Annotated in this window: 24 protein-coding genes; 13 read left to right on the top strand and 11 right to left on the bottom strand. The window is 66.4% G+C overall.

Annotation, left to right across the window (positions count from 1 at the left end; genetic code table 11):
- Positions 1–9: 9 nt before the first annotated feature.
- Positions 10–864, bottom strand: a complete 855-nt coding sequence (locus ACP7C5_RS09390; RefSeq protein ID WP_426264037.1) for a GAF domain-containing protein — start codon at positions 862–864, stop codon at positions 10–12.
- A gap of 413 nt (positions 865–1,277) precedes the next feature.
- Between ACP7C5_RS09390 and ACP7C5_RS09385 the strand changes: the two genes are divergently transcribed.
- A complete protein-coding gene (locus ACP7C5_RS09385; RefSeq protein ID WP_426264273.1) occupies positions 1,278–2,828 on the top strand; it encodes a S1C family serine protease in 1,551 nt (516 codons plus the stop codon).
- 13 nt (positions 2,829–2,841) lie between these two features.
- Here the strand turns inward: ACP7C5_RS09385 and ada are convergent, their stop codons facing one another.
- From ada to ACP7C5_RS09365, 4 genes are all read right to left on the bottom strand, one after another.
- Positions 2,842–3,882: a bifunctional DNA-binding transcriptional regulator/O6-methylguanine-DNA methyltransferase Ada gene (gene ada / locus ACP7C5_RS09380; RefSeq protein ID WP_426264036.1), complete on the bottom strand. Its 1,041-nt coding sequence runs from the start codon at positions 3,880–3,882 to the stop codon at positions 2,842–2,844.
- A 63-nt stretch (positions 3,883–3,945) separates the two neighbouring features.
- Positions 3,946–4,623: a dienelactone hydrolase family protein gene (locus tag ACP7C5_RS09375; RefSeq protein WP_426264035.1), complete on the bottom strand. Its 678-nt coding sequence runs from the start codon at positions 4,621–4,623 to the stop codon at positions 3,946–3,948.
- Between the two features lie 69 nt (positions 4,624–4,692).
- Positions 4,693–5,211, bottom strand: a complete 519-nt coding sequence (locus ACP7C5_RS09370; protein ID WP_426264034.1) for a methyl-accepting chemotaxis protein — start codon at positions 5,209–5,211, stop codon at positions 4,693–4,695.
- On the bottom strand, positions 5,181–6,473 hold the full coding sequence (locus tag ACP7C5_RS09365) for a HAMP domain-containing protein (RefSeq protein ID WP_426264033.1): 1,293 nt from the start codon (positions 6,471–6,473) through the stop codon (positions 5,181–5,183). The genes ACP7C5_RS09370 and ACP7C5_RS09365 overlap by 31 nt, the downstream gene beginning before the upstream one ends.
- Before the next feature lie 219 nt (positions 6,474–6,692).
- Between ACP7C5_RS09365 and ACP7C5_RS09360 the strand changes: the two genes are divergently transcribed.
- From ACP7C5_RS09360 to ACP7C5_RS09330, 7 genes are all read left to right on the top strand, one after another.
- Entirely contained in the window at positions 6,693–7,247 is a 555-nt protein-coding gene (locus tag ACP7C5_RS09360) for a F0F1 ATP synthase subunit delta (RefSeq protein ID WP_133186361.1), read from the top strand.
- Between the two features lie 3 nt (positions 7,248–7,250).
- A complete protein-coding gene (gene atpA, locus ACP7C5_RS09355; protein ID WP_426264032.1) occupies positions 7,251–8,780 on the top strand; it encodes a F0F1 ATP synthase subunit alpha in 1,530 nt (509 codons plus the stop codon).
- Positions 8,781–8,948: 168 nt separating this feature from the next.
- Entirely contained in the window at positions 8,949–9,836 is an 888-nt protein-coding gene (locus tag ACP7C5_RS09350) for a F0F1 ATP synthase subunit gamma (RefSeq protein WP_133186357.1), read from the top strand.
- A gap of 19 nt (positions 9,837–9,855) precedes the next feature.
- Positions 9,856–11,328 carry a F0F1 ATP synthase subunit beta gene (gene atpD, locus ACP7C5_RS09345; protein ID WP_133186355.1) on the top strand — a complete coding sequence of 491 codons (1,473 nt, stop codon included), beginning with the start codon at positions 9,856–9,858 and terminating at the stop codon, positions 11,326–11,328.
- 186 nt (positions 11,329–11,514) lie between these two features.
- Complete coding sequence (locus tag ACP7C5_RS09340; protein ID WP_426264031.1) at positions 11,515–11,766, top strand: ATP synthase F1 subunit epsilon; 252 nt, start codon at positions 11,515–11,517, stop codon at positions 11,764–11,766.
- 155 nt (positions 11,767–11,921) lie between these two features.
- Positions 11,922–13,448, top strand: coding sequence for a CpaF family protein (locus ACP7C5_RS09335; protein WP_189675867.1), 1,527 nt, complete (start codon positions 11,922–11,924; stop codon positions 13,446–13,448).
- A gap of 234 nt (positions 13,449–13,682) precedes the next feature.
- Entirely contained in the window at positions 13,683–13,988 is a 306-nt protein-coding gene (locus tag ACP7C5_RS09330; RefSeq protein WP_426264030.1) for a hypothetical protein, read from the top strand.
- Between the two features lie 230 nt (positions 13,989–14,218).
- On the opposite strand, the gene ACP7C5_RS09325 is transcribed toward ACP7C5_RS09330, so the two are convergent.
- Positions 14,219–14,398 (bottom strand): hypothetical protein, encoded by a 180-nt coding sequence (locus tag ACP7C5_RS09325; RefSeq protein ID WP_426264029.1) that lies wholly within the window; start codon positions 14,396–14,398, stop codon positions 14,219–14,221.
- 7 nt (positions 14,399–14,405) lie between these two features.
- Positions 14,406–14,987, bottom strand: coding sequence for a polyhydroxyalkanoate synthesis repressor PhaR (gene phaR / locus ACP7C5_RS09320; protein WP_426264028.1), 582 nt, complete (start codon positions 14,985–14,987; stop codon positions 14,406–14,408).
- A 20-nt stretch (positions 14,988–15,007) separates the two neighbouring features.
- Between phaR and ACP7C5_RS09315 the strand changes: the two genes are divergently transcribed.
- The 3 genes from ACP7C5_RS09315 to ACP7C5_RS09305 all read left to right on the top strand — a co-directional run bounded on the left by ACP7C5_RS09315 (position 15,008) and on the right by ACP7C5_RS09305 (position 20,729).
- Positions 15,008–16,087 carry an alpha/beta fold hydrolase gene (locus ACP7C5_RS09315; protein WP_426264027.1) on the top strand — a complete coding sequence of 360 codons (1,080 nt, stop codon included), beginning with the start codon at positions 15,008–15,010 and terminating at the stop codon, positions 16,085–16,087.
- A 29-nt stretch (positions 16,088–16,116) separates the two neighbouring features.
- A complete protein-coding gene (locus tag ACP7C5_RS09310; protein WP_426264026.1) occupies positions 16,117–17,289 on the top strand; it encodes an acetyl-CoA C-acetyltransferase in 1,173 nt (390 codons plus the stop codon).
- Positions 17,290–17,483: 194 nt separating this feature from the next.
- A complete protein-coding gene (locus ACP7C5_RS09305; protein ID WP_133186343.1) occupies positions 17,484–20,729 on the top strand; it encodes a TonB-dependent receptor domain-containing protein in 3,246 nt (1,081 codons plus the stop codon).
- Between the two features lie 51 nt (positions 20,730–20,780).
- Here the strand turns inward: ACP7C5_RS09305 and ACP7C5_RS09300 are convergent, their stop codons facing one another.
- From ACP7C5_RS09300 to ACP7C5_RS09290, 3 genes are all read right to left on the bottom strand, one after another.
- Complete coding sequence (locus ACP7C5_RS09300) at positions 20,781–21,815, bottom strand: alanine racemase (protein ID WP_426264025.1); 1,035 nt, start codon at positions 21,813–21,815, stop codon at positions 20,781–20,783.
- Positions 21,816–21,860: 45 nt separating this feature from the next.
- Complete coding sequence (locus tag ACP7C5_RS09295; RefSeq protein ID WP_426264024.1) at positions 21,861–23,474, bottom strand: MFS transporter; 1,614 nt, start codon at positions 23,472–23,474, stop codon at positions 21,861–21,863.
- Between the two features lie 95 nt (positions 23,475–23,569).
- Positions 23,570–23,854, bottom strand: coding sequence for a chorismate mutase (locus ACP7C5_RS09290; RefSeq protein ID WP_133186337.1), 285 nt, complete (start codon positions 23,852–23,854; stop codon positions 23,570–23,572).
- A gap of 107 nt (positions 23,855–23,961) precedes the next feature.
- On the opposite strand from ACP7C5_RS09290, the gene ACP7C5_RS09285 reads away from it, so the two are divergent.
- Complete coding sequence (locus ACP7C5_RS09285; RefSeq protein WP_133186335.1) at positions 23,962–24,978, top strand: polyprenyl synthetase family protein; 1,017 nt, start codon at positions 23,962–23,964, stop codon at positions 24,976–24,978.
- Positions 24,979–25,082: 104 nt separating this feature from the next.
- Positions 25,083–25,271 carry a hypothetical protein gene (locus ACP7C5_RS09280; RefSeq protein WP_426264023.1) on the top strand — a complete coding sequence of 63 codons (189 nt, stop codon included), beginning with the start codon at positions 25,083–25,085 and terminating at the stop codon, positions 25,269–25,271.
- Positions 25,272–25,293: 22 nt separating this feature from the next.
- On the opposite strand, the gene ACP7C5_RS09275 is transcribed toward ACP7C5_RS09280, so the two are convergent.
- On the bottom strand, positions 25,294–26,244 hold the full coding sequence (locus ACP7C5_RS09275) for a cation diffusion facilitator family transporter (RefSeq protein ID WP_426264022.1): 951 nt from the start codon (positions 26,242–26,244) through the stop codon (positions 25,294–25,296).
- Between the last annotated feature and the right edge of the window lie 10 nt (positions 26,245–26,254).

The following is a 26,254-nucleotide window of genomic DNA, read 5'->3' as shown; positions in this document are numbered from 1 at the left end:
GCGATCGACTCACGCCAGCGGCGGCGGCACGGCGATCGGCGCCCGCTCGCCCGCCGCGACGGGCCGCCGGTCGCCGGCCAGGATGCGGTCGTTCATCCAGGCGAGCAGGATCGGGTCGATCGGGTTCTGGAAGGCGAGGCCGGCGGTGTCGTTGCGGCACCAGGCGACCGTCGTGACGACGACCGTGTTGCCGATCGTCAGGATCAGGCCGCCCTGGTGCTGCAGCGGCGGCAGGCTGCCGCGGATCAGCGCGCCGCGCGTGGAAATGTTGGCGATCTCGACCAGCGTCTGGACGATCCCGTAGCCGCTCACCGAGCCGTGCAGCGCGACGCCGTGGCGCAGCAAGCCGCGCTGGTCGCCCGGCGGAGCGCGGCGATCGAGTTCCGCCATCGCCACCGTCGCCAGCGCGGCCAATTGCCGCCGCTCGCGCGCGCAAAAATCCGCGCGTGGGACCGAATCGGTGATGCAGACCGTGCCGATGTTGAAACCGCCCGGCGTCGTCAGCGGCGCGCCAGCGTAGAACCGGATGTGCGGCGCGTGCACCACCAGTGCATTTTCGTTGAAGCGCGGATCGACCATCGCGTCGGGGACGACCATCGGCGCGTTCGACAGGATCGTATGCGCGCAGAAGGCGTCCTCGCGCCGGGTCTCGGCAAAATCGATTCCGCGCCGCGCCTTCAACCATTGCCGGTCGTCGTCGACGAACGACACCGCGCTCGACGGCACGCTGAACACGCGTTGCGCGATCCGTACGACATCGTTCAACACGGGCTCGGGCGCGGTATCGAGGATCGCATAGCGTTTCAGGGCGTCGAGCCGGGACGCCTCATCGTCCGGGACAGGAAAGCGTCGATCGACGAGCATGACGAACTTTCGAAACCTCTCTCACGCTACGGCGTAAGCTGCCTCGCTCGCAAAATCCTGTCCGGTCTTTTACAGTATGAAGCAGCGATTCCCCTGACCAAGAACAGCTGCATCCTGGCCTCGTAGCGGCTTTTCGCGACCGGATTTTCCGGCTGCATATGTCCGGCATACCGGATCGTGCTCCCCGTCGCTGGCGTGACGCTGGCCGGTCGGCGCCGTGTTGGCTGAAGGCACGCCCCCGGGCTCGGGCCAGCGCGTGAATGCCTCGGACACGCACTTTCCCCTGTCCCGCGCGGCGCTATCCTGTCAGAATCGTTGCCATGTCCTGCCTGCCCTCCGTCTTCCCCGCCGACAGCGGCCGTCGCGCCGCGTCGCGCCAGAGCCTTGCCCTTTGCCTCCTGCGGTCTTGGGCGATGGTCATCGCGGTGCTGGCAACGGCACTGCTCTCGTCAGCACCGGCACGCGCCGACGATATCTCCGCCACTGCGCGCGGGGTGGTGCGCGTCGTGACGATCGCGATCGTCGATGATGAAGTCGTCGGCTTCGGGCACGGCAGCGGTTTCGCGGTCGCGCCCAACCGGATCGTCACCAACGCGCATGTCGTCGAACTGCTCGCGCGCTATCCCGGCAATGTCGTGATCGGCATCGTGCCGTCGGAGGGCTCGAAAAGCTATCAGGGCAAGGTCATCGCGCTCGATACCGTCCACGACCTCGCGCTGATCGAATTTACCGGCAAGCCGATCCCCACCACCGCAATATACACCGGGCCGGTCGACGAGGGGAGCATGGTCACCGCGCTCGGCTATCCCGGCAATGTCGACATGGCGACCGCGAAATCGGCAGTCGATTACATTCACCCCCTCTCGCCGATCCGGTCCGAAGGCGTGTTTTCGGGGCGGCGGCAGATGTCGGGGACCGCCGTTTTGCTCCACACCGCGCAGATCGCGCGCGGCAATTCGGGCGGGCCTTTGCTCGATCCGTGCGGGCGCGTGATCGGTGTCAATTCGGCGATCACGCGCGGCGAGGAAGGCGATTCGAGCTTCGGCTTCGCGATCGCCAATAGCGAGCTCACCGCCTTCCTGATCCGCGCCAAGCAACCCTATGCCGCGGTCGGCACGCCGTGCACCAGCATCGCCGATATCGACAAGGTTGACGCGCAGGCCGAGGCCAAGGCCGCCGCGCTCGCCGACGGCGCGCGGCGCGATGCCGCCGGCAAGGCGCTGGTCGCGCGCGATGCCGCCTGGATCGCGGCGCGCGACGCCGCCGATCGGCACCGCGAGAACGTGATGGCGATCGCGACGCTGCTGCTCGTGCTCGGCGCGATGGCGATCGGCGCGGGCGGGCTGCTCGATGCGCAGGCGCTGCGGCGCGGGGCGATCTGGGCATGGGGGGTCGGCGCGCTGATGATGGCGGGGGCGGTCGTGCTCTTCCTGCTGCGCCCAACGGGGACGCCGATGCTAGCCACTCCCAGCGAAACCGCGAAGATCGACTCACCCGTCGCGCCGATGTCGTCGCGCGCGCCGCTCGGCAAGCTGGTGTGCCACCTGGTGCCCGAGCGCAGCCGCGTCGTCTCCTCGGCAACGACCGATACGGTGATCGACTGGGGCAAGGCGGGCTGCATGAACGGCCGCACGCAATATGCCGAGAATGGCAGCAAATGGGATCGCATCCTGGTGCCCGCACAGGAGCAGACGGTATCGGTGCTGCAGTTCGATCCGGCGACGCGCAGCTATGTGACGACGCGCTATTTCCTCGGGTCCGACCAGATGGACGATATCCGGAAAATCCGCGCGCAAGTGACGCTCAAGGCGTGCTCGCCCGACGAGGCCGGACGCGCCAACCTCGCTTCGCAACAGGCCGCGATCCGCACGAGCCTGCCCGCACGGCCGAACGAGAAGATCGTCTATCAGTGCGAGGCGGCGCAGTCCGGCGGGCCGCCCGCGTCCGCAGTGCCCGTCGAGTAAAGGCGCGGAGCGTCTACGCTACGCCCTCGCGATCGCGCAGCGCGACCTTGCGGTCGATCCCGTAAGCATAGCCGCCGAGCGTCCCGTCGCTGCGCTGGGCGCGGTGGCATGGCACGACGATCGACACGGGGTTGGCGCCGCACGCGCTCCCCGCCGCGCGAACGGCCTTGGGGGTGCCCGCGGCGGCGGCGAGTTCGGCATAGCTGCGTGTCTCGCCCAAGGGGATTTCGCGCAGCGCCTGCCAGATCGCCTCCTGGAACGCCGTCCCGCGGACGTCGAGCGGCAGGTCCTGGTCGCGCTCGGGCGATTCGACGCTGGCGACGACGCGCGCGGCGAGATCGGCGAGCGCCGCGCCGCCGGGGACGATCTCGGCATGCGGGAAGCGCGCGCGCAACGCGCCCTCGTCCTCGTCGAACGAGACGCGGCACAGCCCCTTGTCGGTCGCCGCGACGAGCATCGGCCCGAGCGAGGTCTCGGCGAGGATCCAGCGGATCGTCACCCCCTCGCCACCGCGCTGCCACGCGCTCGGACTCATGCCGAGGCGCTTGGCGCCGCCTTCATAAAAGCGACTCGGTGCCGAATAGCCGGCCTCGTACAGCGCTGCGGTCACGGTGCTCTCCTCGCTCAGCGCACGCGCTGCGCGCTGCGCCATCAGGCCGCGCGCATAGGCGGCAGGCGTCACGCCCGTCGCGCGCTTGAACAGCCGGTGGAAATGGTGCGGGGCATAGCCGACGCACGCCGCGATCGTGTCGAGCGCGACCAGTTCGTCGGCCGCCTCGATCAGCGCGATGGCTTGCGCCACCGCGATCCGGTCGCGCCCGACCGCGTCGGGGGTGCAGCGCAGACACGCGCGGAAGCCCGCCGCCTGGGCGTCCTCGGGCGTGCGGTAGAAATCCATATTCTCGCGCTTGGGGCGCCGCGCCGGGCAGCTCGGCTTGCAATAGATTCCGGTGGTCTTCACCGCGCCGACGAAGCGGCCATCGGAATGCCGGTCGCGCGCCTCAAAGGCGCGCCACGCGGCGTCAGGGTCGAGCGGGAGGCGCGGCATGGTCATGCGGTCTTATGTACCCGCCGCCCCGTACCGCGCCATCCCGGCGCTTGCGCTCAAAGCGCAGCGTCAGCCCGCATTGGCGGCGAACAGCTCGAGCGTGCGTTCTTTGGCGCGCTTGGCGCTCTCGGCGTCATAGGCTTCGCGGCGGTCCGAGTTGAAGCCGTGGCCCGCTTCGTAGACATAGACCGTCGCGTTGGGCCAATCCTTGGCGATGACCTTTTCGACGCCCTCCATCGGGATGCCCTGATCCTCGCGCCCGAAATGGAGGATCACGGGAACCTTGGGCTCCTCGTCGGCGGCGGCGGGGACCATGCTGCCGTAATAGGCCGAGGCCGCCGCGACATTGTGCATCCGCGTCGCCGCGAACCACGCGACCGAACCGCCATAGCAATAGCCGACGACGAACACCGGGCCGTCCTTGGCGAGCGTATCGACGCAGGTCTGGACGTCGGCGAGGCTGAGGTCGAACGGATGGACTTCGCGCGCGAGCTTGATGCCCTGCGCCATGCCCTCGGCATCGTGATCGGCCTCGAAGCCGGGATGCTCGCGGTCGAAGATCGCGGGCGCGAGCACTTCATAGCCATCGGCAGCGTACCCATCGCAGAGGTCGCGAATGTGCGCGGTGACGCCGAAAATCTCCTGGACCAGCACCAGCCCGCCCTTGCGCGCGCCGCTCGGCTGCGCGTGATAGACGCCGATCTGGGCGCCGTCGGACATCGTCATCTGCTGCATCTGGCCGGTCATTCTACTCTCCGTCGCTGTCGCCCCCGCGACCGCGCCGCTAGCAACATTGCGGCGTGCACGGAAGCGCGATCAGGCGGCGCGGACGTCAGCCATCAGCTGGTTGATCTGCCCGCGCAGCCGCTCGACGCTCCCCGCGACATCCTCGGCGGTGCGCGTCACGTCGTCCGACGTCTGGCGCGAGCGCTGCGCGCGTTCGCGCAGCGTCTGCATGTTGGCGGCGGCGTCGGCGGTGCCGTCCTCGACCTCGGCGATGGCATAGGCGATCGCTTGCGTCATGCCCCGCTGCTGATCGACCGCGTGCGCGACATTGGCCGACGACTGATCGAGCTCGGCGACCAGCCCGTCGACCGATTCGATCGTCGCGAGTACGGTGTCGCTCGCGGTGCGCACGGCGGCGAGCCGCGCCTCGATCCGCCCGGCGGCGGTCTGCGTCTGGCGGGCGAGGCCCTTCACTTCCTCGGCGACGACCGCGAAGCCGCGCCCCGCCTCGCCCGCGCGCGCCGCCTCGATCGTCGCGTTCAAGGCGAGCAGATTGGTCTGCCCAGCGACCGCGGCGATCATGTCGAGCACGGCGGCGATCTCGGCCACCAGCGCCCCATCGATTCGGCGTGCCCGCGCCCTTCGAGCGTGCGCTCGCGCACCGTCGCCACACCAGCGCGCGATTCGTTCGCCGCACGGCTGATCCGCTCGATCGCGCCGGCAAGCGCGGTCGCCGATTGCGTGATCGTGCGGGCATTGTTCGCGCTTTGCTCGGTCAGCGCAGCAGTCGCCATCGCATGCTTCTCGGTCGTCCCCGCTTCGCTCGACATCGCCGCGGCGGTTTCGCGCAGCGCCGGGCCGGTCGAGGCGAGCTGGCGCACCGAGATCCCGGCGGTCCGCTCGAACACTTCGAACAGCGCGTCGAGATGCGCGGCGCGTTTCGCGCGCGCGGCGTCCTCGCGCCGCTCGTTGGCGTAGAGCGCGTCGGCGGTCCGACGCGCTTCCTCGCTCAGCCGGCGCGCATCGGCCGAGCGCTGCCGCGCAAACACCAGCGCGCGCGCGATGTCGCCGATCTCGTCGCTGCGGTCGAGCGCGGGGATCGGCGCATCGGCGCGCTCGAGCGTGATGTCGCGCGTCGCCTCGGCGATCAGCGCGAGCGGGCGAACGACTCGCAGCGTCAGCATCCGCATTCCCCATACCGCCACCATCAGCGCCGCTGCGGTGACGAAGGCGACGAGCAGAAAGACCTGGAGGAACCCGGCATCGAGCGCGGCTCGCTCGCGCGCTGCGTCGGCACGCAGATCGGTCATCAGCGTCGTGCTCGACGCGGTCAGCGGATCGATCGCGGCATAAAGCGGGCCGCTGACGAAAAAGTCGAGTTGGTCGATCCGTTTGGCGCGCAACAGGTCGTGGAGCGTATCGAGCGCGGCATCGGCATCGTGGCGCGCGGATTCTACGTGCGCGACCTGGCTCGCCCGCCGCGTATCGAGATGGTGGTGCGTGAACGCGCTCCAGTTGGTTGCGATCTCGGCACGCGTCGCCTGGATCGTGGCGATCGCGCCCGCCGCCGAGAGATTGCCGCTGCGCACCTTGTTCGCCGTCAGCAAGGCATTGGCGTAGCTCGCATTGACACGCTGCAGCTCGCCGATCGGATACAAGCGGTCGAGCACGAGCACGTTGACGCGGTGGCTGGTCGCGGCGGTGGTGCCGACCAGCGCAAGCGCGAGCAAAGCCTGGATTGCCAGCAACGCCGCGACGATGCGCCGCAGCTGGATACGCACGTTGCGCCCGCCGGCATCCCAGCGCGTGGCAAAACGGCCGATCCAGCGATCGAGCAGGGGGACCTTCGGAGCGAAAGCGATTCGTTTCATGTCCGACGCTATGGTCTCGAAGCTGCCAAGCAATGGTTAAGCGAATGTTACAGTTGCGTGAAAGACGCGAGTTCTTGCTGCAATAGGGCCGCTTGGTGCGCATGGCTTGCAAGCGACCCGAGCCGATGCTAACCGCTCGCCATCCCATCTGAAGGCGCATTCCCCAGCGCCCTCTTTTTGCATGGGGCCACCATTCGTGCCCAAGAGGACCTCAATCGCGTGGAAGCATCCGGCGGTATTCAAGCAAGCTTAAGCGGCCGCTATGCCACCGCTTTGTTCGAGCTCGCGCGTGACACCAAATCGATCGACGCCGTCGAAGCGAGCCTCGGCCGCGTCCGCGCCGCGATCGCGCAGTCGAGCGAGTTCGCACAGCTGATCGGAAGCCCGGTCGTCTCGCGCCAGCAGGCGGCCAAGGCCGTCGCGTCGGCCGCGGAGATGATCGACGTCGACGATACGACGGCGAAGTTCCTCGGCGTGCTCGCCGACAACCGGCGTCTGTCGCAGCTCCCGGCGATCATCCGCGCCTTCCGCGATCTGGCCGCGCGCCACCGCGGCGAGACGACCGCGGAAGTGACCTCGGCGCATCCGCTCACCGAAGAGCAGGTCGAGGCGCTCAAGCAGCAGCTGCGCACCCGCATCGGCACCGACGTTTCGGTCGATCTCTCGGTCGACCCCACCCTCCTCGGCGGTCTGGTCGTCCAGATCGGCTCGCAGCGGATCGACAGCTCGATTCGCACTCGTCTCAATGCTCTCGCGCACGCGATGAAAGGTTAAGTCATGGATATCCGCGCCGCAGAAATCTCGAAGGTCATCAAGGACCAGATCGCCAATTTCGGCACCGAAGCGCAGGTTTCGGAAACCGGCCAGGTGCTCAGCGTCGGTGACGGCATCGCGCGCATCTTCGGGCTCGACAACGTCCAGGCGGGCGAGATGGTCGAATTCTCGAACGGCGTGCAGGGCATGGCGCTCAACCTCGAGGCCGACAATGTCGGCGTCGTGATCTTCGGGTCGGACTCGCAGATCAAGGAAGGTGACGTCGTCAAGCGCACCGGCACGATCGTCGACGTCCCCGTCGGCAAGGGCCTGCTCGGCCGCGTCGTCGATGGCCTCGGCAACCCGATCGACGGCAAGGGCCCGATCGAGACGACGCAGCGCAGCCGCGTCGAAGTCAAGGCACCGGGCATCATCCCGCGCACCTCGGTCAACGAGCCGGTCCAGACCGGCCTCAAGGCGATCGACGCGCTCGTTCCCGTCGGCCGTGGCCAGCGCGAGCTGATCATCGGCGATCGCCAGACCGGCAAGTCGGCGGTCGCGATCGACACCTTTATCAACCAGAAGGCGGCGCATCAGGGCGACGACGAGTCGAAGAAGCTCTATTGCATCTACGTCGCCGTCGGCCAGAAGCGCTCGACCGTCGCACAGCTCGTCCGCACGCTGACCGAGCAGGGCGCGATGGATTACTCGATCGTCGTTGCGGCAACCGCGTCGGACCCTGCCCCGCTGCAGTTCCTCGCACCGTACACCGGCTGCGCGATGGGCGAATATTTCCGCGACAACGGCATGCATGCCGTCATCGTCTATGACGATCTCTCGAAGCAGGCCGTCGCCTACCGCCAGATGTCGCTGCTGCTGCGCCGCCCGCCGGGCCGCGAAGCCTATCCCGGCGACGTGTTCTATCTCCACAGCCGCCTGCTCGAGCGCGCGGCCAAGATGAACGACGCCAACGGGGGCGGCTCGCTCACCGCGCTGCCGATCATCGAAACGCAGGCGGGCGACGTGTCGGCCTACATCCCGACCAACGTGATCTCGATCACCGACGGCCAGATCTTCCTCGAGACCGACCTGTTCTTCGCGGGCATCCGTCCCGCCATTAACGTTGGCCTGTCGGTGTCGCGCGTCGGCTCGGCGGCACAGACCAAGGCGATGAAGAAGGTGTCGGGCTCGATCAAGCTCGAGCTCGCGCAGTATCGCGAAATGGCGGCGTTCGCGCAGTTCGGCTCGGACCTCGATGCCTCTACGCAGAAGCTGCTCAACCGCGGCGCGCGTCTGACCGAGCTGCTCAAGCAGGCGCAGTTCGCGCCGATGCCGTTCGAAGAGCAGACCGTGTCGATCTTCGCTGGCACCAACGGTTTCCTCGATACCGTCCCGGTCAACGCGGTCGTCCGCTACGAGCAGGCGATGCTCACCGAGATGCGCAGCAGCCACGCCGCTCTCCTCACCGACATTCGCGACAAGCGCGACCTGTCGAAGGAGACGACCGAAGCGCTGAAGACCGCGCTCGGTGCGTTTTCGAAGACGTTTGCGTAATGCCTAGCCCTCTCCCGCTTTCGCGGGAGAGGGTTGGGTGAGGGTCTTCTTCTCGTCGACGCCCGACAAGCAGAAGACCCTCACCGACTTCGACTAGGGCCGCGTGAAGGACGCGACCCAAGTCTCCGTAGCCTCTCCCGCACGCGGGAGCGGATAAGAAGGACTAGAATGGCCTCGCTTAAAGCCCTCAAGATCCGCATCGGCTCGGTGAAGTCGACGCAGAAGATCACCAAGGCGATGAAGATGGTCGCCGCTGCCAAGCTGCGCCGCGCGCAGGAAGCGGCGATTGCCGCACGCCCGTACGCGCTGCGCCTCGAGCAAGTGATGGCGAGCCTCGCGTCGAAGGTGACCGTCAGCGAATCGAGCCCCAAGCTGCTCGCCGGCACCGGCAAGGACCAGGTCCATCTGCTGGTGATCGCGACCTCGGAGCGCGGTCTCGCAGGTGCGTTCAACTCGAACATCGTCCGTGCGGCGCGCCGCAAGGCCGAAGAGCTCGAGCGTGCCGGCAAGACGGTGAAGTTCTACGTCGCCGGCAAGAAGGGCCGCGTGATCAAGCGCTTCTTCCCGACGCAGATCCTCGCCGATCATGAAATGAGCCACATCAAGACCGTCGCCTTCGCCGACGCCAAGGCGATCACCGACGATCTGATCGCGCGCTACGAGGCCGGCGAGTTCGACATCGCGCATCTGTTCTACGCCCGCTTCCAGTCGGCGCTGGTGCAGGAGCCGGTCGGCCGCCAGATCATTCCGGTCGCGCTGCCGTCGGCCGCGAACGACGTCGCCGCATCGTCGGCGACCGCCGCGGTCGAATATGAGCCCGACGAGGAATCGATCCTCGCCGCGCTGCTGCCGCGCAACATCGCGATCCAGATTTTCGGCGCATTGCTCGAGAATGCCGCGTCGGAGCAGGGCAGCCGCATGACCGCGATGGACAATGCGACGCGCAATGCCGGCGACATGATCAATCGCCTGACGATCCAGTACAACCGCAGCCGCCAGGCCGCGATCACCACCGAGCTGGTGGAAATCATCTCCGGCGCCGAAGCGCTCAAGTAGTCGATACGAGGAAAGCATCATGGCAACCGCCCCAGACACACTCGCCCCGGCGCTTACGAACAGCGTTGGCCGTATCAGCCAAGTCATCGGCGCCGTCGTCGACGTGACCTTCGAGCAGGATCGCCTTCCCGCGATTCTCAACGCGCTCGAGACGTCGAACAACGGCAACCGCCTCGTGCTCGAAGTCGCGCAGCATCTCGGTGAGAACACCGTCCGCACGATCGCGATGGACTCGACCGAGGGCCTGACCCGCGGCCAGGAAGTCACCGACACCGGCTCGCAGATCCGCGTCCCCGTCGGCCCGCAGACGCTCGGCCGCATCCTCAACGTCATCGGCGAGCCGATCGACGAGCGTGGTCCGGTCGGCCACACCGAGACGATGCCGATCCACGCCCCTGCCCCGCTGTTCGTCGACCAGTCGACCGAGAGCGCGATTCTCGTCACCGGCATCAAGGTCATCGATCTGCTCGCGCCATATGCAAAGGGCGGCAAGATCGGCCTGTTCGGCGGCGCCGGCGTCGGCAAGACCGTGCTCATCCAGGAACTGATCAACAACATCGCCAAGGGCCACGGCGGCACCTCGGTGTTCGCGGGCGTCGGCGAGCGTACCCGCGAGGGTAACGATCTGTACCACGAGTTCCTCGACGCGGGCGTTATCGCCAAGGATGCCGATGGCAACCCGACGCCCGAAGGTTCGAAGGTCGCGCTCGTGTTCGGCCAGATGAACGAGCCGCCAGGCGCGCGTGCACGCGTTGCGCTCTCGGGCCTGACGATCGCCGAATATTTCCGCGACGTCGAAGGCCAGGACGTGCTGTTCTTCGTCGACAACATCTTCCGCTTCACGCAGGCGGGTTCGGAAGTGTCGGCACTGCTCGGCCGTATCCCGTCGGCGGTGGGCTATCAGCCGACGCTGTCGACCGACATGGGCGCGCTGCAGGAGCGCATCACGTCGACCAACAAGGGCTCGATCACCTCGGTGCAGGCGATCTACGTTCCGGCAGACGATCTTACCGATCCGGCGCCGGCAACCTCGTTCGCCCATCTGGACGCGACGACCAACCTCAACCGCGCGATTTCGGAGCTGGGCATCTACCCGGCGGTCGATCCGCTCGACTCGACCAGCCGCGTGCTGACCCCGGCGATCGTCGGCCAGGAGCATTACGACACCGCCCGCCGCGTTCAGGAGACGCTGCAGCGCTACAAGTCGCTCCAGGACATCATCGCCATTCTCGGCATGGACGAGCTGTCGGAAGAAGATAAGTCGACCGTGTCGCGCGCTCGCAAGATCCAGCGCTTCCTCAGCCAGCCGTTCCACGTCGCCGAGGTCTTCACCGGCATCAGCGGCAAGTTCGTCCAGGTCGAGGATACCGTGAAGTCGTTCAAGGCAGTCGTCGACGGCGAGTACGATCACCTGCCCGAGAGCGCCTTCTACATGGTCGGCGGCATCGACGAAGTGATCGCCAAGGCCGAGAAGATGGCCAAGGAAGCCTAAGGCTTCTTCCCTACTAGCCCTCTCCCGCCTTCGCGGGAGAGGGTTGGGTGAGGATCTTTTTCTTCGCCGCGCCCCGGACAAGAAGAAGACCCCCACCGACTTCGACTAGGCCCGCCTGAAGAAGGCGGACCAAGTCTCCGTAGCCTCTCCCGCGAAAGCGGGAGAGGGCCTGGAGAAGGACAAGACATGCTGCACTTCGAACTCGTCACTCCCGAAAAGCTCGTCCGGTCGGAAGAGGTCTACATGGTCGTCGTCCCCGGCACCGAGGGCGATTTCGGCGTGCTCGAGGGCCATGCGCCCGTCATGTCGACGATCCGCGACGGCGCGCTGTCGGTCTATCGCACCGAAAAGGGCGAGCCCGAGCTGATCGCGATCGAAGGCGGTTTCGCCGAAGTCAGCGCGACTGGCCTCACGGTACTCGCCGAGCGTACCGCTTAAGGTTTACGCTCTCCCGCGATCGGGCACTGTCATCGTCATGATGACGGTGCCCTTTTCGTTTTAGCGGTCCGCGCCACCCGAGCGCGCGGTTTGGTTAGGAAAATGTCAAACACTCTCGCCTAACGCTTGTTGCCAAGCATGAGGAAACTGGCGGCATGAGTGCATTTGGGCGTCGACCTGGCATGGCGGGCGCGAGCGCGAGACCCGCGTTCGGCGTGGCACGCCCGATGCAGGGCGGTGGTTCGCGTCCGGCTGATGGCGAATCGGCTCCCGGCGCGGGCGAACAGTTCCCGCCGCTGCCCGGTGGCCTCGACCCCGAGCCGCTCGGCACGATGCCCGGTACGCAGCAGGACGCGATGCAGCGCCTTGCCGACCGGCAGGCGCTGTCGGGCGAATCGGGCAGCTCGAAGGTCGAAGGCTTCGAAAGCTCGATCCACAAGATCAAGGAGCAGGTCCTCCCGCGCTTGCTCGAACGCGTCGATCCCGAGGCGGCGGCGACGCTCGACAAGGACGAGCTCGCCGAGGAATTCCGTCCGATCATCGGCGAAGTGCTCGCCGAACTGAAACTGACACTCAACCGGCGCGAGCAATTCGCGCTCGAAAAGGTGCTGGTCGACGAACTGCTCGGGCTCGGGCCGTTGGAAGAATTGCTCGCCGATCCGAACATCACCGACATCATGGTCAACGGCCCCGAGCAGACTTATGTCGAGCGCAAGGGCAAGCTCGAGCTCGCGCAGATCCAGTTCCGCGACGAGGAACATCTCTTCCAGATCGCGCAGCGCATCTGCAACTCGGTCGGCCGTCGCGTCGACCAGACCACGCCGCTCGCCGACGCCCGCCTCAAGGACGGCAGCCGCGTCAACGTGATCGTCCCGCCGCTGAGCTTGCGCGGCACCGCGATCTCGATTCGTAAATTCTCGGCGAAACCGATCACGCTCGACATGATGGCGGGCTTCGGCTCGATGAGCCCGAAGATGGCGACCGCACTGAAGATCGCCGGCGCGTGCCGCTTCAACGTCGTCATCTCCGGCGGTACCGGCTCGGGCAAGACGACGATGCTCAACGCGCTGTCGAAGATGATCGACCCCGGCGAACGCGTGCTGACGATCGAGGATGCGGCCGAACTTCGCCTGCAGCAGCCGCACTGGCTCCCGCTCGAAACGCGCCCAGCCAACCTCGAGGGCCAGGGCGAGATCAGCATCCGCGATCTCGTCAAGAACGCACTGCGTATGCGCCCGGATCGCATCATCCTCGGCGAAATCCGTGGGTCCGAGTGTTTCGACATGCTCGCTGCCATGAACACCGGTCACGACGGATCGATGTGTACGCTCCACGCCAACTCTCCGCGCGAGGCGCTCGCGCGTATGGAGAACATGGTGATGATGTCCGACATCAAGGTCCCGAAGGAGGCGATCTCGCGCCAGATCGCCGATTCGGTCGAGATGATCATCCAGGTGAAGCGTCTGCGCGACGGCTCGCGCCGTGTGACCAACGTCACCGAGGTGATCGGCATGGAAGGCCCGGTGATCGTCACGCAGGAGCTGTTCAAGTTCGAATATCTCGACGAATCGGCCGACGGGAAGATCATCGGCGAATATCGGTCGATGGGTCTGCGTCCCTACACGTTGGAAAAGGCGCGGACGTTCGGGTTCGACCAGGCGTATCTCGAGGCGTGCCTCTGAGGCTGCGCGAAGCTGGCCGTTGCTCGCAAGAGCGGCGGGTGGAGCGCTTTGTGCCGTTGTCTGGAAACTCCTCTTCTTCTGAGGCAGAAGGAAGAAGAAGGTGACTCACACGAAGGCACGAAAAGGAAGGATAACGGTGTTGCGCGCCGCGCCGTGAACCTGCGCCAAGCGCAAAAGCTGCGCGGCAAAAATCGACCACTTGCGGAGATTGCCGGATCGCCTGATTGATGGCGAATGCAATGCTACTACGTTTTAGTTCACGGCACGTTGCAGTGGACCGTCGCGCCACCAAGTGATGACCTATCACAGCCGGATGGGTTTTATTGCCATCGCTACGTGCTTGCCGCCGACGAGCGGCGTGCAGCCGAAATTGCCTTTGGGCGCGTTCGCTCAAATCTCAACAGAGGGGGCGCCTGGTTGTCTAACGGCGACGCGCTCCTGACGCTAAGTGTCGATGAAATCCGCGCGGCTCCATTCTACAAATTGGTGAAACCGGACAACCGAGGCCATACCTTTTACGAGGACGACGACGGCAGCTAACCACCAATTCGGCCGTTCAGGCAGGTGCGTTGCGGCCGCTATCAAATAGGGCGCTGGCCCCCTCCCGTCATCCCCGCGTAGGCGGGGATCCATACTGCCTGCCGGCGCGGTACAGGACGGACGGTGCTAATGGATTCCCGCCTACGCGGGAATGACGGACAGGTTGCAGGAACTTTCGCCTCGACTGTCGTTGCAGCAATGTCCGCTCCCCGCCACAATAAGACATCCCCTCACCCGCGCCACGCCAGCGCCGCACAAAGCGCTGTCGCCACCAGCGCGAGGATGTGGAGGGTGCGCCAGTCGACCCAGCCGACCGCGTCGAGGTCGTCGCGCCGCTGCCGCCGCCAGTCGGCGACACCTGCCCACACCGCGACGAGCATCGCACCCGCCGCACCGATCCACCACCCCATCGCCGGATCAGTCGCCGAGCTTCTCGATCTTCTCGTTCAACCGGCCGAGCTCGGCCTTGAGCGCGGCGATCTCGTCATCCTTGCTCATCGCGGCAGCCGGGGCAGGCTTCGCCGCGCCACCGGGCACCGCGCCGGGCTTGAACGCCGCGGTCGCCGCCTCGAACATCGCCAAATTCTGCTTGGCGATCTCGGCGAACGGGGTGTTGGCGAAGGGCGACTGCGCGAAAGCCCCCTCGACCGCCGACTTGAACTGCTGTTGGTTGTGGCGGAAGCTGTCCATCGACGCCTCGAGATAGCCCGGCACCATCGCCTGCATCGAATCGCCGTACATCGCGATCAGCTGGCGCAGGAAGTTGACCGGCAGCATCGTCTGGCCGCGCTGTTCCTCTTCCATGATGATCTGGGTAAGGATGTTGTGCGTGATGTCTTCTTCGGTCTTCGCGTCGAGCACCTTGAAGTCGCGCCCCTCGCGCGTCATCGCGGCGAGATGTTCGAGGGTGATGTAGGAAGACGTCTCGGTATTGTAGAGCCGGCGGTTCGCATACTTCTTGATCGTCACCGGGCCGTCGCCCGGAATGGTCTTTTTCATGCAGAAGGGCTCCCCGACGAATGTTTGGCCAGAACCTACCACCAATTATTACCGCATCGCAACACGGCCCGCGTCCGCTACCCTTATTCCTCGAAATGCTGCTTGCCGAGACCGCGACCGAACCCGATCGCCGCGTCGCAGCACTGGCGGGACTGCGCGGGTATCAGGACGCGCCGCGCGGTCGCGTGCGCAAGCCGATGCCGGCGCGCTACCGAAAAGGGAAAGCACGGCTGCGCGATTACGGCGCGAAGGGCGCGACCGGGCGCGCGATCGTGTTCGTACCGTCGCTGATCAATCCGCCGCACATCCTCGATTTGCTGCCCGACGTCTCGTTGCTGCGCTGGCTGGCCGCGCAAGGGCACCGCCCCTTCCTGCTCGACTGGGGGACGCAAGCCCCGGCGGGGCGCGCGCTCGATCTCGACGCGCATGTCACGCGCGTGCTGCTGCCGCTGATCGCCAAGTTCGACTCGCCGCCGATCCTCGTCGGCTATTGCCTCGGCGGCACGCTGGCGCTCGCCGCCGCCTGCCTCGCCGAAGTCGCGGGATTGGCGCTAATCGCCGCACCGTGGCATTTCGCTGGCTTCGGCGAGGCGGCGCGCGCCGATATGGCGGGCTTATGGGCGTCGGCCAAACCCGCGTGCGAGGCGATGGGGCTCGTGCCGATGGAAGTGCTGCAAGCGGGCTTCTGGCGGCTCGACCCGGCGCGGACGGTCGCCAAATACGAGTCGTTCGCCGCGCTCGACCCCGACAGCGCCGCGGCGCAGCGCTTCATCGCGATGGAGGATTGGACGAATGGCGGCGCCCCCCTGCCCTATGCCGCCGGACGACAACTGTTCGAGGATTGTATCGCGCAAGACGTGCCCGGCAGCGGCGCCTGGCGGATCACGGGCACGACGATCACCCCCACGGCGCTGCACTGCCCGAGCGTCGACTTCGTCTCGCGCAACGACCGTATCGTGCCCGCCGCCACCGCCGCCGATCTCGCCAATCGCCATGATCTCGGTGCGGGTCATGTCGGGATGATCGTCGGCAGCGGCGCCCGCGCGCAGCTGTGGGAGCCGCTCGCGGGGTGGTTAAACGCGTGTTCCCCGGCTAGATAGCGGCCACACCTTACCGCCGGAGCAGAGCCATGCAGGACATCGTCATCACCGCCGCCAAGCGCACGCCCGTCGGCAGCTTCCTCGGCGCGTTCGCCGCGACGCCGGCGCACGAGCTCGGCCGGATCGCGATAGAGGCGGCGCTCGCGCAGGCCGGCGTTGCGGGTGACGAAGTCTCCGAGGTCATCCTCGGCCAAGTGCTCACTGCCGGCCAGGGGCAGAACCCGGCGCGCCAGGCGGCGATGGCCGCGGGCGTACCCAAGGAAATCCCTGCCTGGGGTGTCAACCAGGTGTGCGGTTCGGGCTTGCGCGCGGTGGCGCTGGCGGCGCAGTCGATCGCGTGCGGCGATGCGCGCATCATGGTCGCGGGCGGGCAGGAATCGATGTCGCTCAGCGCGCACGCACAGAACCTGCGCGGCGGTACCAAGATGGGCAATGTCACGCTAATCGACACGATGATCAGCGACGGGCTGACCGACGTGTTCAACAACTATCACATGGGCATCACTGCCGAGAATCTCGCCGAGCAGTACCAGATCTCGCGCGAGGCACAGGACGTGTTCGCGGTCCGCTCGCAGAACCTCGCCGAAGCCGCGCGTACCGCCGGCCGCTTCCGCGACGAGATCGCGCCCGTCACGATCAAGGGCCGCAAGGGCGACACGATCGTCGCGGACGACGAATATATCCGCGCCGGGGCGACGCTCGAGAGCGTTGCCGGCCTGCGCCCGGCGTTCAAGAAGGACGGCACCGTCACCGCGGCGAACGCGAGCGGCCTCAACGACGGCGCCGCCGCGCTCGTGCTGATGACGCGCGCCGAGGCCGAGACGCGTGGGAGCCCGATCCTCGCACGGATCGCGAGCTGGGCGTCGGCCGGGGTCGATCCGTCGATCATGGGGATCGGCCCCGTCCCCGCGACTCGCCGCGCGCTCGAAAAGGCCGGCTGGAGCATTGGCGATGTCGACCTGATCGAAGCGAACGAAGCGTTTGCCGCGCAGGCGCTGTCGGTCGGCAAGGAACTCGGCTGGGATCCCGAGCGCGTCAACGTCAACGGCGGTGCGATCGCGATCGGCCACCCGATCGGCGCCTCGGGCGCGCGCGTGCTGACGACGCTGCTGTACGAGATGGCCAAGCGCGATGTTCGGAAGGGTCTGGCAACGCTTTGTATTGGCGGCGGAATGGGGATTGCGGTCTGCGTCGAGCGGTAAAACCCAAAAACCGTTGCGCCGGGACAACAATTTTTTTGAAAGCATGACGAATGTGACACTTTGGTCACATGTTTAACAAACTGTCAGCTTTTGTTCAGGTTTGTGAAATGTAGGGGTTGCGCCGGACCTACATTTCTTATTTGTTACCCCCAACCGGGCAGGCGGAACCGCCGCCCGGAAATGGGGAACTATCGATGAAGCTCAGACTGTTGTCGGCGAGCGCCCTTACCGGCGTGTCGCTCGTTATCGCTTTGCCTGCCGCCGCTCAAACCGCACCTCCCGAGCCGGCGCCTGCCACACCACCAGGCTCGCTTGCTGCCGACGACGCTGCGGCGGCGAACCAGGGCCCTGAAGATATCGTCGTCACCGGTTCGCGCATCCGGGTCCGCAAGCTCGACCAGTCGGTTCCGGTTACGGCAATTTCGGCGGTCGAACTGCTCGGTGCGCGCGGCGACGTTTCGCTCGGCGACGCGCTCAATCAGCTCCCGCAGCTCCGCTCGACCTTCAGCCAGGCGAACTCGACCGGCAGCATCGGCACCGCGGGCCTCAGCCTGCTCGATCTGCGCGGCCTCGGTACTGCGCGCACGCTGACGCTCGTCAACGGCCGTCGCGTCGTGACCGCCGTTCCCGGCAGCTACACGCCCGACGTCAGCACGATTCCGTACGATCTGGTCGAACGCGTCGATCTCGTCACCGGCGGCAATTCGGCGATCTACGGTTCGGATGCGATCGCGGGCGTCGTCAACTTCGTGCTGCGCAAGAACTATGACGGCGTGCGGATTCGCGCACAGGGCGGCACGACCACCTATGGCGACCGCGGCACCTACCTGATCAGCGGCATCGCCGGCCACAACTTCCTCGACGGCCGGGTGAACCTCACCGTGTCGGGCGAATATACGCGCGCAAACTCGGTCTTCTATGCCGATCGCGATTATCTGGGCGCGTTCACGGGAACGCCCGGGTTCATCACGACGCAGATCACGACCGCGCCGAACCGCAACTTCGACGGCATTCCGAACACCTCGTTCGTGTCGAGCGGCATCGTCTTCGGCAACCGCTCGATCGGCGGTACCGTCGTGACGACCTGCCCGGGCACCGCGACCACGGCCAATGCCGCGCAGCGCGCCGCGATCTGCACCGGGCAGACCACGCCGACCGGCGCCCCGCTCGCGTACAACTACGTGTTCCAGCCCGACGGTTCGCTGCAGAAGGACAGCAACATTGTCGACAATCGCGCGATCGGCGGCGGGATTCTCCGCGGATTGACCGCGACGGGCGTCGAAGATGCGATGTTGCTGCCGAGCCAGGATCGCTATGTTGCGAACCTGATGTTGAGCGGTGATTTCTCGCCCGCCTTCAAGCCGTTCCTCGAGGCGACCTACGTCAAGGTCGATGTCGAGCAGCAATCGACCCAGCCGAGCTTCACGGGTGGTACGCTGACCTCGACGTTCAGCATCAACAACCCGTTCCTCTCCGCCGCATCGCGCTCGACGCTGCAGACGATCCTCGCCCCGGGCGCCACGTCGTTCACGCTCAACCGCTTCAACAACGATTTCGGGACGCGTGCCGAATTCCATAAGCGGCAGACCTATCGCGCCGTTCTCGGCGTGCAGGGTGACATCAGCGAAAAGGGCAATCTCCACTACGAGATCGCCGGCAACTACGGTCGCACCGAAAACTACTATCGCACGGGCGGCAACGTTCTGATCGCGAACTACGGCAAGGCGGTGAACGCGGTTGTCGCACCGACCGGCTATGCCGGGAGCAACTTCGTCAACAATTCGACCGGCCAGAAGATCGTCTGCGCGGTCAATGCCGACGCCAGCACGACCAACGACGACGCGGCCTGCGTTCCGTTGAACCTGTTCGGCCAGGGCGCCTTCGACCAGCGCGCCCTCAACTACACGCTCTACACCTCGACGCGGAACCAGTGGGCCGAGGAAATCGACGCAACGGCATTCCTCTCGGGCGATTCGAGCGGCTTCTTCAAGCTGCCCGGCGGCCCGGTCGGCTTCTCGATCGGTGCCGAATATCGTAGCGAGGATGCGTTCTCGGGCCAGGATCCGGTCACCGCGTCGGGCGCGACCTTCCTCAACCCGGCGGCGACGTTCGATCCGAACAAGGTCGAGATCAAGGAACTCTATGGCGAGCTTCGCCTACCGGTCCTCGCCAACTTGCCGCTCATCCGCGAACTGACGATCGAAGGCGCTGGCCGCGTGTCCGATTACGGCGGCACGGTCGGTTCGGTCGTCGCATGGAATGCCGGTGTGATCTACTCGCCGGTCCGCGACCTGACCTTCAACGCGACTTTGGCACGCTCGGTCCGCGCACCGAACCTGTCCAACCTCTATGCGACCGCGGCGACCACCTTCGCCAACGGCCTGACCGATCCGTGCGACCAGGCGGGTGGCACCAACTCGGGCAACAACATCAACGCCGGTCCGAACCGCGTGAAGAACTGCGCGGCGGCCGGTATCCCGACCAGCATCACCTTCGTCGATCCCGCATCGGGCGCGACTCTGGTGAAGCCGTGGACCAACCAGTCGGCATCGGGTGTTGCCGGTGTGAACCAGGGCAACCCCAACCTCTCGCCTGAAGTCGGCCTGAGCTTCACGACCAGCATGAACTATGCGCCGCACTATATCCCCGGCCTCAACTTCAAGGTCACCTACTACAACATCCGCGTGAAGAACGTGATCTCCGGCCTTACCGGCCAGGCGATCATCAACCGCTGCTATGACGATCCGGGCGGCATCAACAACACGTTCTGCGCCGCCGTCTTCCGCCGCACGACGACCGATCCGGTTACCAACCAGACCTTCAACGGCCAGACCTCGCGCACGATCGACACGTCGCAGTTCACCTTCGGCCTGGCGGGCAACGGCAACGGCTTCATCAACCAGCCGTTCAACTTCGCCAAGCTGGCAACGCGCGGCCTCGATTTCGACGCAGCCTACGTCCATGCGTTCCGCAGCAACCTGCAGCTCAATCTGCGCCTGCAGGTCAGCTATGTGATGGATCGCCTGCAATACACCTACATCACCGAACCCAACCGCTATGACCGGATCGACAGCACGCTCGGCGATCCGAAGTGGCAGGGTCAGTTCACGATCAACGGGAAATGGGGCCCGGTCGACCTGAACTACAATGCGCGCTACGTCGGCAAGCAGATCGTTTCGGGGCTTTCCTATGAAACGTTCTTCACTTCGCAGGGCCGGACTCCGACCAACCCCGACGCGCGTCCGTTCGTGTACTACAACCCGATCGTGTACCACAGCCTTCGCCTGGGCGTGAACGCGACCGACAAGTACCGCTTCTACGCCGGCGTCGACAACCTCACCAACAAGCTGCCGCCGTACGATCTTACGGGCACGGGCAACGACGCGATCTATCCGAACACCGGCCGCTTCTTCTATGCGGGCGCCGAGTTCAAATTCTGATCGAAACACATCCAACCTGAGGAAAAGGGGTCGCTTTCGCGGCCCCTTTTTTTATGCGGTCCAGCGCCTTTCGAACCGCTGCCCCAACCCCGTCAGCAGCTCATATTGCGACATGCCCGAGGCGGCCGCTGCCGCCGGCAACGCATAGTCGAGCGCGACCCAATCGCCCTCGCCGAGCTCCGGCGCCGCCGCGACCGAGATCGCCGTCAAGTCCATCGACACGCGGCCGATTACCGGCAGCGCGGCAGCACCGGCGCGCGCGGTGCCGGCATTACTGAACCCGCGCCAATAGCCGTCGGCATAGCCGATATTGAGAATCGCCACCTCGAGCGGAGCCGCGGCCGTGAACTGCGCATTATAGCCGATCGAATCGCCCGCCTGGAGGGTACGGCGCTGGAGGATCTGCGCTTCGGGCGTGACGACTTGCCCGACCACGCCCGCCAGTTCGCCGCGTGGCACGCCACCGTAGAGCGCAAGCCCGGGTCGCGTGAGGTCGAAGGCATAGTCGGCGCCAAGCGCGATTCCCGCCGAATTGGCGAGGCTCAGCCGCCGTGCGGCGGTGCGCCCGCCGAGCCCGCGCAACGCCGCTGCCTGCCGCGCATTCATCGCGCTGTCTTCGTCGGCGCAGGCGAGATGGCTCATCAGCGTGTCGATCGCCAGGCCATCGAGCAGCCCGCTTGCGACCTCGGCGATCGATACGCCGAGCCGGTTCATGCCGGTATCGACCATCACGTCGCACCGCCCGCCGCCACCCGCGCGCCAGCGCGCGACGTGCGCCGCGGTATTGAGCACCGGGCGCGCGATACCGCTCGTGGCGGCCGCCATGTCCTCGGCGCGCACGCCGTGCAGCACGGCGATGTCGAAGCCGAGCCCGGCAAGGCGCTCGGCCTCGCCCCAGCTCGCGACGAAGAAATCGCGGCATCCCGCCCCCGCCAGGCGCTCGGCGACACCCGCTGCGCCGAGGCCATAGCCATCGGCCTTGATCGCCGCGCCGCACGCCGCCGCGCCGCTCAGCGCGTCGAGCGCGCGCCAGTTCGCGACGAGCGCGGCGGTGTCGAGGCGGAGGCGGAGCGGAGCATCGGTCATGCCAGAGCGGTTAGCCGCCGCGGCAGGCACGCGCCAGCCCGGCGTTCAGTCGGCGCTCGCCCGGCCCGGCTTGCTTTCCTCGAGGCCATAGAGCGTGACGACCAGCGCCATCGCCACCACCGCGATCGTGTACCACAGCCCGGCATAGGGATTGCCCGTGCGCGCGACGATCACCTGGCTGATCAGCGGCAGGAAGCCGCCGAAATAGCCGGTGCCGAAATGATAGGGGATCGACATCGAGCTGTAGCGGATCCGCGGCGGGAACATCTCGGAGAGTAAGGCGGCGACCGGGCCATAGGTGATCCCGGCGAGCGCGCTGAGCGCAAGGATCGCGAGCAGGATCAGCACGATATTGCCCGGCGACGGCACGACCGGGCGCAGATCGTACCCGCCGTTCGCGAGCGCGGCATCGAGCCCGGCATCGCTGAGATCGTCGACGCCCACGCCGCCGATCAGCACCAGCGTCACCGGGGTGTGCGCCTTGGTATACGGCACGCCCTTTTTCGACAGATAGTCGAGCAAGCGGCGGCATTCGGTCGGCTTGGCCGGAAACAGGTCGTATTGGCACGCAGGCCCCGACACGACGACGGGCGCGCGCTTGGCGGCATGCGCGAGTTCGGGGTTGGCGGCGCTGCCCATCACCCAGAAGATCGGAAAGAGCAGCACGAGCGTCAGCGCATAGCCGATCACGATCGGCGTCTTTCGCCCGACTCGGTCCGACAGCCAGCCGAACAGCACGAAGAACCCAAGCCCGCCGAGCGCGCCGAACCCGACGATCAACTGGGCGGCGGTTTCCTGGACGCGCATCGTGCCTTGCAGGAACGACAGCACGGTGAACATCGCGGTGTACCAGATCACCGTCAGCCCGGCGGCGATGCCGAACAGCGCGACGAACAGCCGCTTGAGGTTGCCGGGATAGGTGAAGCTTTCGGTAAAGGGGTTCTTCGCGGTCTCGCCCGCCGCCTTCATTTGCTTGAACACCGGGCTTTCGGACAGTTTGAGCCGCATCCACAGCGACACGCCGAGCAGCACGAGCGAGAACACGAACGGCACGCGCCAGCCCCATGCGTCCCACATTCCCGCTGGCATCACCGCCTTGGCCAGCAGCACGACGGCGAGGCTGAGGATGAATCCACCAGCCACACTCGCTTGAATGAAGCTCGTGAAATAGCCGCTCCGCCCGGGTGGCGAATGCTCGGCGACATAGATCGCCGCGCCGCCATATTCACCGCCGAGCGCGAGCCCCTGCAGGATTCGCAGTCCGATCACGATGAACGGCGCGGCGAGCCCGATCGTCGCCGCGCTCGGCACCAGGCCGACTCCGGCGGTGGCGAGGCCCATCAGCGTGATCGTGACGAGGAAGGTATATTTGCGCCCGAGCTTGTCGCCGAGAAAGCCGAACAGGATCGCGCCGAGCGGGCGAAAGCCGAACCCGACCGCAAAGCCCGCCCAGGCGTAGAGCGTCTGGAGCAGCTCGCTTTGCGCGGGAAAGAAGGTCCGCCCGATGATCCCCGAGGCAGCAAGCGTGCCGTAGATGAAGAAATCATACCATTCGAAGATCGTGCCGAGCGACGAGGCAGTGATGATGAGCTGGATGTCCTTGCGGCTCGGCGTCACCGGCACGTCCGGCCCCACATCGCTCGCCAAGATCGTCGCCATTCTCACCATCCCCACCCATGCTTCGGGTCCGGCGCGACGATAAGCGGTTTCGCCCGTGCGGCAAGACGCATCCCGCCAGCCCGGCGCGCAGCGGGTTATCCGGCGTCGCGCACGCGCTCGTGATGGCGGATGACTTCGTCGATGATGAAGCGCAGGAACTTCTCGCTGAAATCGGGGTCGAGATCGGCTTGCTTGGCGAGCCCGCGCAGCCGCGCGATCTGCGATTCCTCACGCCCCGGATCGGCGGGCGGCAACCCAGCGGACGCCTTGTAGCGCCCGACCGCCTGCGTCGTCTTGAAGCGCTCGGCGAGCAGAAAGACCAGCGCCGCATCGATATTGTCGATGCTCTGGCGGTATCCGTTCAGCGTCTCGTCGGCCACCGATTGCTCCCCATCTGATGTCCTCGCCCTATTGCGGGCACGGGAGGGCCCATGCAAGCCGGGAAACGCTTGCCTTTGGGCGCGCGCGCGGCCACATCGCACGCCACATGAGCGCCACCCTTCTCCGCCTCGATCCGAGCCGCGCCCAGCCCTCGCTGGAGCCGATGGTGCAACTCGTCACCGGCGACATGAACATGGTCAATGCCGTGATCCTGTCGCGGATGCAGTCCGAGATTCCGCTGATCCCCGAACTCGCCGGGCATTTGATCGCCGGTGGCGGCAAGCGGATGCGCCCGATGCTGACGCTCGCGAGCGCACGGCTGCTGAGCTATTCGGGCACGCGGCATCACCGCCTCGCCGCTGCGGTCGAGTTCATCCACACCGCCACGCTGCTCCACGACGATGTCGTCGACGGATCCGACCTGCGCCGCGGGAAGCGCACCGCCAACCTCATCTGGGGCAACCCGGCGAGCGTGCTCGTCGGCGATTTCCTGTTCAGCCGCTCGTTCGAGCTGATGGTCGAGGACGGATCGCTGAAAGTGCTCGGGATCCTCGCGGGCGCAAGCGCGATCATCGCCGAGGGCGAGGTCAACCAGCTCACCGCCGCGCGTCGGATCGACACGCCCGAGGAGCGCTATCTCGACATCATCGGCGCGAAGACCGCGGCTTTGTTCGCTGCGGCCTGCCGCGTCTCGGCGGTCGTCGCCGAGCGCCCCGAGGCCGAAGAGCTCGCGCTCGATTCGTACGGGCGCAACCTCGGCATCGCCTTCCAGCTGGTCGACGATGCGATCGACTATGTCTCCGACGCGGGCACGATGGGCAAGGATGCCGGCGACGATTTCCGCGAAGGCAAGGCGACGCTCCCGGTGATCCTCGCCTATGCGCGCGGCAATCCGGAGGATCGCGTGTTCTGGAAGGCGGCGATCGAAGGGCATCGCAACAGCGACGCGGATTTCGAGCGTGCGATCGAGCTCGTTCGGGCGACGCGCGCGGTCGACGACACGCTCGCACGGGCGCGCCATTACGGCCAGCGCGCGATCGATGCGCTGGCGATCTTCGCCAACGGCAAGGCCAAGGACGCAATGGTCGAAGCCGTCGAATTCGCGATCGCGCGCGCCTACTAAGCCGCGCGCCCGGTAAGCCTTTCGATCTTTCCAATGCCACGGAAAGGCGCATAGTGGCGGCGCGGTTGGACGTCGAGCGGGCGATCGCAACAAGAGGATCGAGTATGTTCGTCGATTTCCAGAACCAGTGGAGCCCACCCGAGCCCCCCGCGCCAAAGCCCGCGCCACGGCAGAACAAACGCGCCGAGTCGATCACCGCCTGGATCATCGGTTTCAATCTCGTGATGCTCTTGGTCGGCCCGCTCGCCGGCGCGACGCTGTTCGACGCTGTGGTGGCGATGTTCAAGCCCTGACGCGCGACACCGCCCCCGGCGGTTAGCAGCCGAGCTTCGGCTCGGTCGCGTCGGCCCCGTCGAGTTCGACTTGCAAGGTCGCATGGCCGATCCCGAAATGCGCCTTGAGCATCGTCCGCGCGCGGTCGAGGAAGGCGTCGCCCGGATGCCCGCCGGGCATGACGAGATGCGCGGTCAGCACGGTCTCGGTCGTGCTCATCGGCCAGATATGGACGTGATGCACGCGCGCGACGCCCGGCAGTTCGCGCAATTCCTCCCACACTTCGTCCGAATCGATGCTGCGCGGCACCGCCGCCAGCGCCATCTCGACCGATTCGCGGAGCAAGCCCCAGGTCTGCAGGAAGATCAGCACCGCGATGACGATGCTGACGATCGGATCGATCCAGGTCGCCCCCGAGAGCCAGATCACCAGCCCCGACACGACGACCCCCGCCGACACCATCGCATCGCTCAGCATGTGGAGATAGGCGCCGCGGATGTTGAGATCGTCCTTGCGGCCGCGCATGAACAGCCACGCGGTCACCCCATTCACGACAATCCCCGCGCCCGCGACCCAGGCGACGGTCGGCCCGTCGACCGGCGCGGGCGTCGCGATCCGCTGCACCGCCTCGAGCACGATCGCCCCGAGCGCGACGAGTAGCAGCAGCGCGTTGAGCAACGCCGCGAGGATCGTCGAGCCCTTGAGCCCATAGGTGAAGCGCTTCGACGCCGCGCGCCGCCCGAGCGCGATCGCCGCCCAGGCCGCGCCGAGCCCGAGCACGTCGGACAGATTGTGCCCGGCATCCGCCAGCAACGCGACCGACCCGGCGATCAGCCCGAACACGACTTCGGCGACGATGAAGCCGAGGTTGAGCGTGATGCCGATCGCAAACGCCCGGTCGTGGCCCGCGGCGGGCGGACCGTGGTCGTGCCCGGCATGGCTATGGCCTGCGCCATGCGAATGCCCGTGATGATGATGCGAATGGCCGGCCACGACGATCTCC

The sequence above is a fragment of the Sphingomonas sp. PWP1-2 genome, from assembly GCF_049898305.1.
Classification (GTDB): Bacteria; Pseudomonadota; Alphaproteobacteria; order Sphingomonadales; family Sphingomonadaceae; genus Sphingomonas; species Sphingomonas glacialis.
Note: the sequence above shows the minus strand (reverse complement) of the source record. Positions and strands in the feature narration are given on the sequence as shown.